This is a genomic window from Kineococcus rugosus (assembly GCF_050871975.1).
Taxonomy (GTDB): domain Bacteria; phylum Actinomycetota; class Actinomycetes; order Actinomycetales; family Kineococcaceae; genus Kineococcus.
The window spans coordinates 96,037-110,905 of sequence record NZ_JBJLSJ010000016.1 but is presented as its reverse complement, the minus strand read 5'-3'; the positions used below and the strand labels follow the sequence as shown (position 1 = coordinate 110,905).

Here is a 14,869-nt window from a genome sequence, read left to right as displayed (position 1 = left end):
CGGCGGGTCCCGCCGCGGGCGCGGCCGTCCCGGTTGCGGTCACCCCGCAGCGGTGTTGACCTCGGGGTGGGACCGTCGTTCAACCACAGCGGCCGGTCCCACCGGACACGATCGGTGGACGACGATGAACGACTCCCAGGACGTCGGCCCCCGGGCCCCCGAGCGGACCCCGGACGCACCCCCGGCGCCGGCAGCCCGCCGGTTCACCAGCTCCTACACGGCGCTGGCGCAGCACGTGCGCGAGGCGGGGCTGCTGGGCCGGCGACGCGGCTACTACTGGCGGCGCATCGCCGCGACCGTGCTGACGCTCGCCGCGCTCGCCGCGCTCGTCCAGGTCCTCGGGGACACGTGGTGGCAGTTGCTGCTCGCACCCCTGGTCGCGCTGACGCTGAGCCAGGTGGCCTTCCTGGGCCACGACGCCGCGCACCAGCAGATCTTCTCCTCCCCCCGCTGGAACGCCGTCGCCTCGCGCTGCCTGGCGAGCCTGCTGGCCGGGCTCAGCCACGGCTGGTGGAACGGCAAGCACAACGTCCACCACGCCGCGCCCAACCAGGTCGGTCGTGACACCGACATCGACTCCAAGCTCCTGGCCTTCCACCCCGGGGCGCTGGAGGGCAAGGGGCGGGTCCACCGCTGGTTCCTGACCCACCAGGGGTACTGGCTCCTGCCGCTGCTGCTGCTGGAGGGTTTCAACCTGCACTACGACAGCGCCTCGGCGGTGCTGCGCCGCGGCGCGCTCAAGCGCCGCCGCCTGGAGGTCCTGCTGCTGGCCGCCCGCTGGACGGCGTACGCCGCGGTGCTGCTGCTGGCGATGTCGCCGGGCAAGGCGGTGGCCTTCGCGGGTGTCGAGCTGGCGGTGTTCGGGGTCCTGCTGGGCGGGGCCTTCGTCCCCAACCACACGGGCATGCCGGTCCTGGCGCGCGGGGTGAAGCAGGACTTCCTGCGCCGGCAGGTGTCGTCCTCGCGCAACGTCGGCGGTGGGTGGCCGGTGGACTTCTTCATGGGCGGGCTGAACCGGCAGGTCGAGCACCACCTGTTCCCGAGCATGCCGCGCCCGAACCTGCGGCTGGTGCAGCCGCTGGTCCGCCGGCACTGCGCCGACCTGGGGCTGCCGTACACGGAGACGACCTTCACCGGCGCCTACGCCGCGGTCGTCACGCACCTGAACGGCGTGGGGCTGGCCGGGCGGCGGCAGCGGTCCTGCCCGCTGGCGCAGCAGTTCCGGGCCTGAACCTCCCCGCACCCCCGGAGGGGGCGGCGAGGTCGCAGCGGCTCCACCCAGGGCCCTCGATCGGGACGCACAGCCATCACTGATGACTGTGCGTCGACGGGAAGCGGCCGAACGGGGAAGAACGGGCGCGCGCGGGTGCGGGTGGTGCCGGGTCGGGGCACGGTGGAGCCACAGCAAGCGCAGGCGCCGCCTCCGTGGCCGTGCTCCGGTCGGTGTCCCTGCGAGGTCGTCGACAGGACGTGGAGTCCCCCTCTTGATCACCGTCGTCTGTTGCGTCCTCCTGGTCACCGCGGCGGTCCTCGCCGCGATCCACCTGGAGGCGCGCTGGCTCGTCCCCGGTCCCGCGGGCCGGATCGAGGACGCCGCTCCCCCGGTCCCCGTCCCCGTCGCCGGCACCGCCGACCGTGGCTGACCCTGCGGACCCTGCTGACCCTGCGGATCCCGACCCGGCGGCGCCCGGGACCGGCCCCGCCCAACCCCTGCGCCAGGTCCCCGCGTCCCGGGCCGCACGCCGGGCGGCGCTGCTCGCCGAGCGCGCGGTGGCCCGGCAGCGCCGGTCGCTGCGCGGCGTGACGGTCCGCCAGCTCCCCGTGGCCTCGCTCCCGGTGCTGCGCCGCGGACGGCGGGCCGACCCGCCCCGGGCCGACCCCGGCCGGTGACCCCGGGCGGTCAGGCCGGTGCGCGGGTGGTGCGACCGGCCGCCGCGGTGGCGCGCAGGACGGGACCCCACCGCTCGGCGTGGGCGGCCAGCGCCGGGGTGCGCTCCCCCTGCTCCTCGGCCTGCCGGTCGTTCAGGTACAGGCCCGGGGCCGGGCACGCGGCGCCCAGCTCGGCCAGCACGGGTTTGAGCAGGAGGTCGGGAGCCATCGCGTGCGCGGGCCCGGCGCCGAGCATCAGGGGCACGGCGGTGACCCCGCGCAGCCCCTCACCGCCGGCGAACTGGTCGAGGAACAGCTTCAGGACGCCGGTGTAGGTGGCCTTGTAGGTGGGGCTGGCCACCACGAGCAGGTCGGCGGCCGCGACGTCGGCCACGGCCCGCGCGACCGCGGCGTCACCCCAGCCCAGCAGCCCGGGACCGAGGGTGATCACGTCGACCACCACGTCGGGTTCGGCGCCGCCCAGCAGGCGGGCGCAGGCGCGGGCCGCGGCCAGGGTCCGCGAGGCGGGCCGGGGGTTGCCGACCACGACGGCGGTGCGCAGCCCCCCACCGCCGGTGACCGCGCTCACGCGCTCACCCGCGCCCGCAGCGCGCGGAAACCGGAACCGTGCCAGACCAGCGGTTCCCGGTGCGGTTCGGTGCCCAGGGCGTGCACCTGCAGCAGGGCGACGTCGTGGTCACCCGCGGGGAACTGCGAGTGCAGGCTGCACTCCAGCCAGGCGGGGGCGCCGTGCACGAAGTGCGCCCCCGACGCGGTGGTCGTGGTCTCGATGCCGGCGAAGCGGTCACCGGCCCGGGAGGCCATCTGCCGGGCCGCGACGTCGTGGGCCTCGCCGAGCACCGAGACGCCGATCCTGCCGCCGGCCCGGGCGGCGGCAGCCAGCCGGGGCCAGCTGGTGGAGGTGTGCTGCACGGCGACCAGCACGAGCGGCGGGGCGGCGGAGATGCCGACCTGGAAGGAGGAGGCGACCAGCACGACCGGCTCCCCCTCCACGACAGCGGACAGGGCGGCGACGCCGGAGGGGAAGAGCGCGAAGGTGGCGAACAGGGCCTTGGGGTCGTCGTCGTAGTCGATCAGCTCGGGCACGGGGACCGTCCTGCGGTGGGAGGGATGACTGCGATTGCACGACCAGCGTCGGGCACCCGTGTTGCGTCGTCGTTTCGCCGGTGTGACCAGTGCGCTGCACCGGGGACGGGAGGCGACCTATCCTCACCGGCATGGGCGACTCCACGGTCAACACCGCCGACGGCGGGCCCGTCACCGGCTACCACGTCGCCCGCGCGGCGGGGGTGTCGCAGTCGACGGTGTCCCGGGCGCTGCGCGGCGACGCCCGGGTCGTCCCCGAGACCCGGGAACTGGTGCTGCGGGTGGCCCGCGAGATGGGTTACGTCGTCAACGCCTCGGCCCGCAGCCTCATCACCCGGCGCACCTCCTCCGTCGCCATCGTCTCCGGGGACCTGCGCAACCCCTCCTACCCGGTGATCATCAGCACCCTGCAGCGGAGTTTCCACGCCCACGGGTACCGGGTGGTGCTGATGAGCGACCACGAGGAGCAGTCCGGGGAGTTCGAGCAGAACCTCGACGGCCTGCGCGGCGGGATCGTCGACGGCATCGTCTACGTCTCCGCGCGCACCAGTTCCCCCGTCGTGGCGGACCTGCTGGACGCCCGCATGCCGGTCGTGGTGCTCAACCGGGACGTCGACACCGCCCTGGGCGGACGGGTGGACCGGATGACCTCCGACAACGCCGAGGGCGGGCGGCTGGTGGCCCGGCACCTGCACGCCATCGGCGCGCGCCGGCCCGCGATGGTGGCCGGCCCCCGGGACAACCCGAGCCTGGCGCGCCGCGAACGGGGTTTCCGCGCGGAACTGTCGGCGCTGGGCCTGACGCTGCCGCGCGAGCGGGTGCGCCGGGGGCAGGTCGACCCGCGGACCGGGCTGGAGGGCGCGCTGAGCCTGCTGGGGGACGTGCCCGCCGGGCAGCGTCCCGACGCGGTGTTCTGCCAGACCGACTACATCGCCCTGGGGGTCCTGGACGCCGCCGGCCGGCTGGGGTTGTCGGTGCCCGGCGACGTCGCGGTGATCGGTTACAACGACCTGGACTGGGCGGGCTGGTCGATGATCGACCTCACCACCGTCCGGCAGCCGCTGGTGGAGATGGCGGAGGCGGCGGCCGCGGCGATGCTGGAGCGGATCGCCGATCCGGACCGGCCGCGCGTGCACCGGGTGTTCGGCGTGGAACTGGTGGAGCGGGGTTCCACCCGCCGCCGCGGGGCGTAACGCACTCTTAACCGCCGGAGAGCGGGGGCGTAACGGGCCCGGCCTAGGTTTTCCATGACTTCGAAGGCACGACCGTTCCCGGCGTTCCGCAGCCGGTGCCCCGCGGCCCCCGCCCGCCGTCGCACCCCGCTCCGCGCCGCCCCCACCGTCCTGGAGGCCCTTCCGTGCCCAGTGCCACCCCGACCCGTGAAACCCGGCGCAGCACCGCCCTGGCCGCCGCCCTGACCCTGGCCCTGGGCCTGGCGGCCTGCAGCGGCGGGTCCAGCGCCTCCACCGCCGGCGGGGAGGTCGACGCCGCCGGCGTCAGCGCCGCCGCCGCGGCCGTCGAGGCGGCCAGCGCCGACCCGACGTTCGAGCTCCAGGCCCCGGCCTTCCCGATGCGCGACATCGCCGGGAAGACGATCTTCAACATCCCGAACTCCTCGGCCGTGCCCTACGTGCAGGCCGTCGACGAGGAGAGCGCGGCCATCGCCGAGCGCTACGGGGCGACGTGGGTGGAGTACGCCAACCAGGGGACCCCGACCGAGCACAGCGCGGGGATCGACCAGGCCGTCAGCCAGGGCGCGGACGTCGTCGTCCTGGCGCAGGGCGTGAACGTCGACCTCATCGTCCCTGCGCTGCAACGGGCGAAGGCGGCCGGGATCCCCGTCGTCGTCACCCACACCCTGCAGACCGGCGACACCTTCAGCCCGCAGGCCGCCGACCTGGTGACCGCCCAGGTGACCGCGCCGTTCGACGAGGCCGCCGCGCTCATCGCGAACTGGGCGATCGCCGACTCCGAGGGCGAGGCGAACGCCGTCCTGCTCACCGCCGACGAGGTCCCGCCGTCGAAGGGGATGGTGGAGTCGATGCGCGCGACGTTCGAGCAGAACTGCCCCGCGTGCACCGTGAAGGTCGTCAACGTCCCCGTCACGGACTGGGCGACGAAGATCTCCGGCGAGGTGCAGACCGCGCTGCAGTCCGACCCCGGCGTCGGGTACGTCCTGCCGATCTACGACTCCATGGCCCTCTACGCGCAGCAGGGCGTCACCGCCGCCGGGAAGACGGGGCAGGTGCAGATGGCCTCCTTCAACGGGACCCCCGACGTGCTGAAGCTCATGCAGGACGGCGACGTCATGGCGATGGACGTCGGGGAGGACATCCGCTGGCTCGCGTGGTCCACGCTGGACCAGGTCGGGCGGGTCCTCACCGGCGCACCGCTGGTCGCCGACGGGGACCAGAAGACGCCGCTGAAGGTGTTCACCGACGAGAACGTCGACGCCACCGGGACCCCGCCCGTGGCCGGACAGGGTTACGGCGACGCCCACGTCGCGGGGTACGAGGCGCTCTGGGGCGCACCGTGAACTCCCCCGCCCTGCGGGTCGAGGCGCTGAGCAAGACGTTCGGCGCGCACCGCGCGCTGGACGGCGTCGCCCTGGAGGTCGGGGCCGGGGAGGTCCACGGCCTGCTGGGCGAGAACGGCTCGGGCAAGTCCACGCTCATCAAGGTCCTCACCGGCGTGCACCCGCCCGACCCCGGCGCCCGGCTGGAGGTGCACGGGCGCCCGGTCCCGCTGCCGCTGGCGCCCGGGGAGTTCCGCCGCCTGGGGATCAGCGTGGTCCACCAGGACCTGGGCCTGCTGCCGGAACTGTCCGTGGCGGAGAACATGCGCGTCGCCCAGGCGATCGCCGCCCGCCGCGCGGTGGTGTCGTGGCGGGCCGAGCGCCGCCGCGCCGCGCAGACGCTGGCCCGCTACGGCGTGGACCTCGACCCCGCCGCCCCGGTGGCGGGCTTGGGCGACACCGAGCGCGCCCTGGTGGCGATCCTGCGGGCCGTGGACGAGCTCGGCGACTCCCGGGCGCTGCTCATCCTCGACGAACCCACGGTGTTCCTGCCCCGCGAGGGCACCGACCTGCTCTTCCGCGTCGTGCACGAGCTCGTCGCCGACGGCCGGACCGGGGTCCTGCTGGTCTCCCACGACCTGCACGAGGTCCTGCAGCACACCGGCCGCGTCAGCGTCCTGCGCGACGGCCGGCTGGAGGCGACGGTGGACTCCGCCACCACGACACCGGCGCAGCTGGCCGAGCTGATCGTCGGTCCCGCCCTCGCCGCCGCGGCCGCGGCGCAGGCGGGGGCGGCCCGGCCGCCGTCGCCGGCGGGAGCGGTCGCGCGGGCCCGGGTCCGCGACCTGGGAGGCCCTCGCGTGCACGGCCTCTCCTTCGACGTCGGGCGCGGGGAGGTGCTCGGCCTGACCGGGCTGGCCGGTTCGGGCCACGAGGACGTCCTGCCGCTGCTGTACGGGGCCCGCCGGGCCGGCGGCGGCTCCCTCGACCTCGACGGCACGGCGCTGCCGGTGGCGTCGGCCACCCCGGCGTCCTCGCTGCGGCGCGGCGTCGTCTACGTGCCGGCCGACCGCCGCCGGGACGGCGGGGTGCTGGAGGAGAGCGTCGAGCGCAACGTGACGATGCCCGTCCTGACCGAGCTGGGTTCGCGCTGGCGGGTGCGCCCGCGCGCCCTGCGGGCCCGGGCCGCCGAGCTCGCCGAGCGGTTCGACGTCCGCCCCCGGGACCCGGGCGCGGTGTTCGGGACGCTCAGCGGCGGGAACCAGCAGAAGGCCGTGCTGGCCAAGTGGCTGCAGACCGGGCCGCGCCTGGTGCTGCTGGCCGAACCCACCCAGGGCGTCGACGTCGGCGCCCGCGCGCACATCTTCGGGGTGCTGCGCGAGGCCGCGCGGGAGGGGGCGGCGACGGTGCTGTGCAGCTCCGACTACGAGCAGCTGGCCACCGTCTGCGACCGGGTGCTCGTCCTGGCCCGCGGGCGGGTCGTCGCCGAGCTGACCGGCCCCGACCTCGACCCGGCGACGATCTCCGACCGCGTGCTGTCCAGCACCGCGCTGGTCCCCCGACAGCAGGTCCGCACCCCTCAGCCCCAGGAGAGCAGGTCATGACCCAGGAGACGACGCAGCACAGCACGCGGGACGCCGCGCAGGGCGGCCGGCGCGGCCGGACCGCCTCGACCCCGGGGTCCCCGGGCGCGGCGGGGCCGGCACCGCGCGCCAGGGCCCGCGGCCACGGCGAGCGGTTCGCGCTCATCGCCGCCTGGGCCCTGGTCGTCGTGGTGTTCTCGCTGCTGCGCCCGGACACGTACCCCACCGCGGGGAACCTGCAGAGCGTCCTGGGTTCGCAGGCGGTGCTGCTGATCCTGGCCCTGGGCGTGCTGCTGCCGCTGACGACCGGGGAGTTCGACCTGTCGATCGCCTCCACGCTCTCGCTGTCGGCGATGGTGACCGCCGTGCTGAACGTCCAGCAGGGCTGGGGCATCGCCGCGGCCGTGGCGGGCGGGATCGGCGCGGCCCTGCTCGTGGGGGTCGCGAACGCCGTCGGGGTCGTCCGCTTCGGCATCCCGTCGTTCATCGTGACCCTGGGCTCGGGCACGTTCGCGCTCGGCGTCGTGCAGTGGATCAGCGGCCAGTCGAGCGTGACGGGCATCGACCCCGCGCTGGTGTCGGCGACCGTGGGCAGCCGGTTCCTGGGGGTCCCGCTGCAGTTCTACGCCGCGCTGGCCGCCGCGGTGGTCCTGGCGCTGGTGCTGGAGTTCACCCCGCTGGGGCGCCGGCTGCTGTTCGTGGGCCGCAGCCCCCAGGTCGCGGCGCTGTCGGGTTTCGCGGTGGACCGGTTGCGGGCCGGGGCGTTCCTGGGGGCCTCGCTGATCGCGGGGCTGGCCGGGGTGGTGTACGCGGGGGCGCTGGGCGGGGCCGACCCCTCCTCGGGCCAGTCGTTCCTGCTGCCCGCGTTCGCCGCCGCCTACCTGGGCGCCACCGCGATCGTCCCGGGGCGTTTCAACCCGCTGGGCACGGTGGTGGCGGTGTACTTCCTGTCCTCCGGGGTCGTCGGCCTGCAGATGATGGGGGCCCAGAGCTTCGTGCAGCAGTTGTTCTACGGCGGCGCGCTCGTGGTGGCCGTGGGGCTGAGCCGCTACGTGCGGCACCGCTCCGGCGCCGCCGGCTGACCCCGCCCGCGCCGCAACGCGGTGTTCACACGATGGAGACAGCACCGCAACGGCACCTGAATACATTCGAAGTCACGCACCGCCGGACCCACCCCGACCGAGCACAGACCCAGGAGGAACCCGTGGACATCGGAGTGTTCATCCCGATCGCGAACAACGGCTGGCTCATCTCCAAGAGCTCCCCGCAGTACATGCCCACGTTCGAGCTGAACAAGCAGATCGTGCAGAAGGCCGAGGGCCACGGCCTCGACTTCGCGCTGTCGATGGTGAAGTTCCGCGGTTTCGGCGGCGACACCGAGTTCTGGGACCACGCCATGGAGTCCTTCACCCTCATGGCGGGCCTGGCCGCGGTCACCGAGAAGATCAAGCTCTACGCCTCCACCGCGATCCTCACCCTCCCGCCGGCCCTCGTGGCGCGCATGGCCTCCACGGTCGACTCGATCGCCCCCGGCCGGTTCGGCGTCAACATCGTGACCGGGTGGGCGCCCGGTGAGTACACCCAGATGGGGTTGTGGCCCGGCGACGAGCACTTCAAGAACCGCTACGCCCGCGCCGCCGAGTACGTCCAGGTCATGCGCGAGCTGTGGGCGGACGGCCGCAGCGACTTCAAGGGCGAGTTCTACTCCATGGACGACTGCGTCCTGTCCCCGCGGCCGACCGGCGGGCACATCGACATCGTCGCCGCCGGGCAGAGCGCGTCGGGCATGGCGTTCGCCGCCGAGCACGCCGACCACAACTTCCTCATGGGCACCGGGGTGAACACCCCCACCGCCCTGGCCGGCACCGGCGAGCGCCTCGTGGAGGCCGTGGACCGGACCGGCCGCGACGTAGGGGCGTTCGCGCTGTTCATGGTCATCGCCGACGAGACCGACGAACTGGCCCTGGCGAAGTGGCACGACTACCACGACAACGCCGACACCAGCGCCCTTGACTACCAGGCCGGCGAGGCCTCGGCGGACACCGCCGCCGACGACAGCTCCACCGCCCGGACGATCTCGCTGCCCGAGGGGGCGGTGAACTTCAACATGGGCACCCTCGTCGGGTCCTACGAGAGCGTCGCGCGGATGCTGGACGAACTGGCCGGGTTGCCGGGCGTCGAGGGCGTCATGCTCACCTTCGACGACTTCCTCCAGGGCCTGGACGACTTCGGCACCCGCATCCAGCCGCTCATGCGGTCGCGCAACCGCATCCCCGTGCAGGCCGGCGCCCCCGCCTGACCCCGGCGCACCGCGGCGACGCCGGGACCGGACCCGTCCCGGCGTCGCGGCCCGCGCACCGACGACCGAACAGCACCAGGAGGAGCAGAACGTGAGCGGTACGGACCCGGGCCCGCAGCGGCCCCTGCGGATCGGCGTCGTGCAGGCCGGGGAGTGCACCGAGGATCTCGCCGGGAACCTCGACGTCCTCGCCGGCCTGGTCCGCGAGGCCGCCGCCCCCGACGCCGACGGCCTGGCCCCGCAGCTGGTGCTGCTGCCCGAGCTCATCACCACCCCGTACTTCTGCACCTCCCGGGCCAGCGACCGCACCGGGTGGGCCCAGACCCTGCCCGGCCCGGCCACGGAGTTCTTCGGCGCGCTCGCCCGCGAGCTCGGCGTCGCGATCGTGTGGGGGATGTACGAGCGCACCGCCGCCGGTGTCCTGCACAACTCCGCGGTGGCGGTCGACGCGGCGGGGCGGTTGCTGCCCTGGCGCGACGCCGAGGGGCGCACCTACCCCGCGTACCGCAAGCTCGCCCTGCCCGCGAACCACGTCGGTGGCGTCGACGTGGACGAGAAGTACTTCTTCGCCCCGGGCCCGGCGCCCGTCGTGCTCGACCTGCTGGGCACCCGCTTCGCCTGCGTCATCTGCTACGACCGGTCCTTCCCCGAGCACTGGGCGCTGGCGCGGGCCCTGGGCGCCGAGGTCGTCCTGGCCGTCGTCAGCTCGCTGGGCGACCGGGAGACGCTGTTCACGACCGAGCTGTCGGTGCGGGCGATGGAGTCGCAGGTGCTCGTGGTCGCGGCGAACCGCGCCGGGACCGAGCACCTGAACGGGACGTCGGTGGACTACTTCGGCCGCTCCTGCGTGGTGGGCCCCACCGGCGCCGTGCTGGCCGAGGCGCCCCCGCACGCGGCCGGGCACGTGCTGCGCGTGGACGTCGACCTCGCCGACGTGGACCGCGCGCGGGCCGCGTTCCCCCTGGCCCGCGACCGGCGGGCCGACGTGGTGGACCTGCTGGCCCGCCTGACCCGCGGCGGGGTCCCCGCGTGAACGTCCCCGTGGCGACCGCCCACCGCGCGGCCCCCGCCGAGGCCCCCGCCGAGGCCCCCGCCGAGGTGGTCGCCGACCTGGCCCGCGCCGCGCTCGCCGACGCCGAGTACCAGGACCTGCTGGCCGGCGCCCGCACCCGGCTCCACCCCGCCTCACCCAGCGCCACCGGGCCCGAACCGGCCGCCGGCCAGGAGTTCCTGCGCCGCGCCGCGCGCGCGGCCGCCCGGGCCGGCACCCCGGGCCCCGCGGCGGCTGATCTGCTCCCCCGCAGCGGGTCCGGCGGCGTCCTGGACCTGCTCGCCGCCTACGCCGACGGGACGCTGGACCCGCTCGCGGTGCACGACGCCGCCGTCGCGGCCACCGGGCCCACCGGCCCGGCGCCCGCGGCGTTCACCGCCGCCGTCGCGGGCAGCCGCGCGGCCGCCGCCGAGAGCGCGCGCCGCTGGGCCACCGGGACCGCCCGCCCGCTGGAGGGGGTCCCGTTCGCGGTCAAGGAGATCGTCGACGTCGCCGGCACCCCCGTCACCTGCGGTTCCCTGCACACCGGCGACCGCGTCGCCACCGCCGACGCCACCGCCGTGGCCCGGCTGCGCGCCGCGGGGGCGGTGCCCGTCGCGATGACCGCGACCACCGAGTTCGCCTGCGGCCTGCCCACCGGCCGGCGCCACCCCGCGGTGCCGAACCCCTGGGGGCCCGGGCGCTGGACGGGCGGGTCCTCCACCGGTTCGGCCGCGGCCGTCGCGGCGCGCGCGGTGCCGCTGGCGCTGGGCACCGACACCGGCGGCTCGGTGCGGGTCCCGGCCTCGATCTGCGGGCTGACGGGACTGAAACCCACCCACGGCCTCGTGCCGCGCACCGGGGTGGCGACCCTGTCCTGGACGCTGGACCACGTGGGACCGCTGGCGCGCAGCGCGGCCGACCTCGCGGCGGTGCTGCACGTCCTGGCCGGTCCCGACGGCGCCGACCCCACGGCCGCCGAGCACGTGCCCGCGTGCGCCCCCGCGGACGTGGCGGCGCACGCCCGGCTGGGGGGCCGGCGCCTGGGCCGGGTGCGCGGCTGGTTCGAGCAGCGTTGCGACCCGGCCGTGGTCGCGGCCGTGGACGACGCGGCCGCCGTCCTGCGCGCCGCCGGCGCCGAGGTCGTCGACGTGGACCTGCCCGGCGCGGGCGAGGCGTACGCCGACGCCCTCGTCGTGCTGTCCAGCGAACTGCTCGCCACCCAGGAGGCCGCGCTGGCCCGGGTCGACCTGTTCGACGCCGGGACCCGCAAGCGGCTGGCCCGCGGGGCGGGGGCGAGCGCCGCGGACTACCTGCGCGCCCTGCGGTCGCGGGCCGCGGCGCAGCGCGCGGTACAGGCGGCGATGGACGCCGCCGGGGTGGACGCGCTGCTGACCCCCGGGGTCGGCGCCACCGCCCCCCGGCTGGACGACCTGACCGTCGACGTGGGCGGGCAGCGCGTCCCGCTGCAGGAGGTGCTGCCGCGCAACACGTCCCCGTTCAACCTGACCGGGTCGCCGGCGCTGGTGCTGCCCGCCGGGCGGGGCCGTGACGGGTTCCCGGTGGCGGTGCAGCTGGTGGGGCGCCCCTTCGACGACGCCCTGCTGCTGGGGCTGGGGGTGGCGTTCCAGCGCCTGACCGACCACCACCTCGCCGCGCCCCCCGCCGCGCCCCCCGCCGCGCCGGCCGACCGCTGACGTGGCCGGTGGTGCACCGTCGCGCTCGCCGTGGACGGTCTTCTCCGCGACCGGCTGCGGCGTGGTCGTGGTGTTCCTCAACGTCTCCGGGGTGAACGTCGCGCTGCCGACGATCACCCGGGAACTCGGCGCGAGCGCCGGGCAGGCGAGCTGGGTCCTGCTGTCGTACATGCTCGTCACGACCGCGCTGATCCTCGCGCTGGGCCGCCTCGCGGACATCCTGGGCCGCCGCCCGCTGTACCTGGCGGGTTTCGCGGTGTTCACCGCCGCGACGGTGGCGTGCGCGCTGAGCCCCTCGGCGGAGGTGCTCATCGCCGCCCGCACCGTGCAGGCCGTCGGGGCGGCCGCCCTCGTCACCAACACGACCCCGCTGCTCACCGACGTGTTCCCGGCGTCCTCGCTGGGACGCGCGCTGGGCCTGAACGCCACCGTCGCCGCGGTCAGCCAGGCGGCGGGCCCCCTGCTGGGCGGTGCCGCGACGGAACTGCTGGGCTGGCGCGGCACGTTCCTGCTGACGCTGCCGCTGTGCGCGGTGGGCCTGGTGTGGTCGCTGCTGGTGCTGCCCGCCGCGCGCCGGCCCCCCGGGCCCCGCCAGCCCTTCGACCTGGCCGGGGCGGGGCTGTCCGCGCTGGCGCTGACGGCGACCCTGCTGGCCCTGTCCCCCGACGCGCTGAGCGCGGTCGGCCTGCCCGGCGCCGGGGGCACCGTCGCGGTCGCCGCGCTCGCGGCGGTGGCGTGGGCCGCGTTCGCGGTGCTGCAGGCCCGCCGGCGGCACCCGCTGGTCGACCTGCGCCTGGTAGTCCACCGGGTGCGGGCGCCGCTGTACGCGGCGGTGCTGCTCAACGCCGCCGCGCAGTACTCCGTCGTCGTGCTCGCCTCGCTGGTGCTGCAGGCCGCCGGGCACCGCGACGCTCTGGCCGCCGGGCTGCTGGTCAGCCCGGTGGCGGTCGGCACGACGCTGGCCGCCGTCGCGGCCGGGCACCTCGTGGGCCGGGTCAGCGCCCGGCTGCTCACCACCGTCGGCAGCGCGCTCGTGCTGGGCGGGGTCGTCACCCTCGCCGTGGTGCTGCGCCCGGGCGGCCCCTACGGGCCGGTCGGGCCGGCGCTGGCCGCGGTCGGCATCGGCACCGGGCTGTTCATGACCCCCAGCACCAGCACCCTGATGCTCACCGTCGCCGCGGGTTCGCGGGGCGCGGCCAACGGGGTCCGCTCCGCCCTGCAGAACGTCGGGTACCTGCTCAGCACCGCGCTGGCGCTGGGGGTCGCCACGAGCGGGCTCGGCGCCGCGGACCGCGCCGCCGCGTACGCCGGCACCCTGACCGCCTCCGGGGCCGGCGGGACGGCCGCGTTCGCCAGCGGGGTGCGCACCGCGCTGGCCGTCCTCGCGGTGCTGGCCGCGCTCGCGCTGGTGGCCTGCTGGAGCCTGCCGCCGACCCGCGGCCGTCCCCCGGCCCCGCCCGCCGCTCCCCCGCCCCCGCGCCCCCGGTCCCCGCAGCGCGGGCCCGTCCCACCCCCTCCCGCCGAAGGAGCGACCGTGACCACCCACCCGACCAGCACGCAGCAGCGCGACTACGAAACCGCCGGGTACGGCCACCACCTGCGCCCGGGCGAGCGCCCGGCGCTGCTGCTCGTCGACCCGGCGCGCGCCTACACCGATCCCCGCTGCTCCCTGTACGCCGGGGTGGAGGAACCGGTGGCCGCGATGCGGGTCCTGCTCGGCGCGGCGCGCTCGGCGGGGATCCCGGTCGTCGTGACCCGCGTCGACATCCGGCCCGACGGGTCCGACGCCGGGGTGTTCTTCCGCAAGGTCCCCGCCCTGGCCGCGTTCACCACCGGCAGCCCCTTCGCCGCCTACGTGGACGGTCTCGAACCCCGGCCCGGCGAGCACGAGGTCGTCAAGCAGTACCCCAGCGCGTTCTTCGGCACCGGCCTCGCGGCGCACCTGGACGCCCTGGGGGTGGACACCCTGCTCATCGCCGGGCTGAGCACCTCCGGCTGCGTGCGCGCCAGCACCCTGGACGCCATGCAGCACGGTTTCGTCCCGGTCGTGGTCGCCGACGCCGTGGGCGACCGCGACGAGGCGATCCACCGGGCCAACCTGTTCGACATCGGTCACAAGATGGGCGAGGTGTGGTCGCTGGCGGCCGCCCTGGAGCACCTGGACGCGGTGGCGCGCCCCCGCGCGGGGACGGGCGAGGTGACGACGCGGTGACCACGACGCGGACGACGACGAGCACCGGGCCGGGTGCGCCCGGGACGCGGGGTTTCCCGGGCTCCCCGGGTTCCCCGCGACCGGCGGTCCCGCGACCGCGCGACACCGCCGCGGGCGTCGCGCTGGTCGTCTCCGGGGTCGTCGAGCACGGCGACGAGCGGGGCCGGCTGCTGGGTTTCCCCACCGCCAACGTCGCCGTCCCCGGGCACGGGCTGCGCGACGGGGTGTGGGCCGGCACCGTGCAGGTCGACCCCGGCGGCGGTGGCGCGCTGCACGTCGCCGCCGTCTCCGTGGGGCACCGCCCGACGTTCTACGGCAGGGACGGCCACCGGCTCCTGGAAGCCCACCTGCTGGACTTCACCGGCGACCTGTACGACCGCACCGTCGAGGTCCGGCTCCACGTCCGGCTGCGGCCGCAGCGCCGGTTCGACGGGACGGACGGGCTCGTCGCGCAGGTGCACCGCGACGTGGCCGGCACGCGCGCGTGGGCCGCCGGGGCCGGTCTCGGTCACCTGGTGGTCGGGTGTCGGCAGTAGGCGCGCGGACGTCCGGCCCTC

At 76.0% G+C, this 14,869-nt stretch carries 13 protein-coding genes and 1 pseudogene; 12 read left to right on the top strand and 2 right to left on the bottom strand.

The window, feature by feature from the left end; translation table 11 throughout:
• The first annotated feature begins 124 nt into the window (after positions 1-124).
• Positions 125-1,231, top strand: coding sequence for a fatty acid desaturase family protein (locus tag ACRYM6_RS11455; RefSeq protein WP_432542998.1), 1,107 nt, complete (start codon positions 125-127; stop codon positions 1,229-1,231).
• A gap of 253 nt (positions 1,232-1,484) precedes the next feature.
• Positions 1,485-1,643: a hypothetical protein gene (locus tag ACRYM6_RS11450; RefSeq protein WP_432542997.1), complete on the top strand. Its 159-nt coding sequence runs from the start codon at positions 1,485-1,487 to the stop codon at positions 1,641-1,643.
• Positions 1,644-1,900: 257 nt separating this feature from the next.
• Here ACRYM6_RS11450 and ACRYM6_RS11445 read toward each other — a convergent pair whose 3' ends face one another.
• Both ACRYM6_RS11445 and ACRYM6_RS11440 read right to left on the bottom strand, forming a co-directional pair.
• Positions 1,901-2,431, bottom strand: a complete 531-nt coding sequence (locus tag ACRYM6_RS11445; RefSeq protein ID WP_432543001.1) for an NADPH-dependent FMN reductase — start codon at positions 2,429-2,431, stop codon at positions 1,901-1,903.
• Between the two features lie 23 nt (positions 2,432-2,454).
• The gene (locus tag ACRYM6_RS11440; protein ID WP_432542996.1) at positions 2,455-2,976 is read right to left on the bottom strand and encodes a flavin reductase family protein; all 522 of its coding nucleotides are present in this window, start codon (positions 2,974-2,976) and stop codon (positions 2,455-2,457) included.
• 131 nt (positions 2,977-3,107) lie between these two features.
• Here ACRYM6_RS11440 and ACRYM6_RS11435 point away from each other — a divergent pair, with 131 nt between their 5' ends.
• The 10 genes and pseudogenes from ACRYM6_RS11435 to ACRYM6_RS11390 all read left to right on the top strand — a co-directional run bounded on the left by ACRYM6_RS11435 (position 3,108) and on the right by ACRYM6_RS11390 (position 14,848).
• A complete protein-coding gene (locus ACRYM6_RS11435; RefSeq protein WP_432542995.1) occupies positions 3,108-4,169 on the top strand; it encodes a LacI family DNA-binding transcriptional regulator in 1,062 nt (353 codons plus the stop codon).
• Positions 4,170-4,333: 164 nt separating this feature from the next.
• Positions 4,334-5,512, top strand: a complete 1,179-nt coding sequence (locus ACRYM6_RS11430) for a sugar ABC transporter substrate-binding protein (RefSeq protein ID WP_432542994.1) — start codon at positions 4,334-4,336, stop codon at positions 5,510-5,512.
• Positions 5,509-7,095, top strand: a complete 1,587-nt coding sequence (locus ACRYM6_RS11425) for a sugar ABC transporter ATP-binding protein (protein ID WP_432542993.1) — start codon at positions 5,509-5,511, stop codon at positions 7,093-7,095. The genes ACRYM6_RS11430 and ACRYM6_RS11425 overlap by 4 nt, the downstream gene beginning before the upstream one ends.
• Positions 7,092-8,156 carry an ABC transporter permease gene (locus tag ACRYM6_RS11420; protein ID WP_432542992.1) on the top strand — a complete coding sequence of 355 codons (1,065 nt, stop codon included), beginning with the start codon at positions 7,092-7,094 and terminating at the stop codon, positions 8,154-8,156. Before ACRYM6_RS11425 ends, ACRYM6_RS11420 begins: the two co-directional genes overlap by 4 nt.
• Positions 8,157-8,278: 122 nt before the next feature.
• On the top strand, positions 8,279-9,373 hold the full coding sequence (rutA, locus tag ACRYM6_RS11415; RefSeq protein WP_432542991.1) for a pyrimidine utilization protein A: 1,095 nt from the start codon (positions 8,279-8,281) through the stop codon (positions 9,371-9,373).
• A gap of 91 nt (positions 9,374-9,464) precedes the next feature.
• Positions 9,465-10,406: a carbon-nitrogen hydrolase family protein gene (locus tag ACRYM6_RS11410; protein ID WP_432542990.1), complete on the top strand. Its 942-nt coding sequence runs from the start codon at positions 9,465-9,467 to the stop codon at positions 10,404-10,406.
• Positions 10,403-12,100 (top strand): amidase, encoded by a 1,698-nt coding sequence (locus ACRYM6_RS11405; RefSeq protein ID WP_432542989.1) that lies wholly within the window; start codon positions 10,403-10,405, stop codon positions 12,098-12,100. Before ACRYM6_RS11410 ends, ACRYM6_RS11405 begins: the two co-directional genes overlap by 4 nt.
• Position 12,101: 1 nt before the next feature.
• A pseudogene (locus tag ACRYM6_RS11400) lies at positions 12,102-13,331 on the top strand (MFS transporter); the annotation flags it as partial.
• A 303-nt stretch (positions 13,332-13,634) separates the two neighbouring features.
• The gene (locus ACRYM6_RS11395) at positions 13,635-14,312 is read left to right on the top strand and encodes an isochorismatase family protein (RefSeq protein ID WP_432543000.1); all 678 of its coding nucleotides are present in this window, start codon (positions 13,635-13,637) and stop codon (positions 14,310-14,312) included.
• Positions 14,309-14,848 carry a riboflavin kinase gene (locus ACRYM6_RS11390; protein WP_432542988.1) on the top strand — a complete coding sequence of 180 codons (540 nt, stop codon included), beginning with the start codon at positions 14,309-14,311 and terminating at the stop codon, positions 14,846-14,848. The genes ACRYM6_RS11395 and ACRYM6_RS11390 overlap by 4 nt, the downstream gene beginning before the upstream one ends.
• The last annotated feature ends 21 nt before the right edge of the window (positions 14,849-14,869 follow it).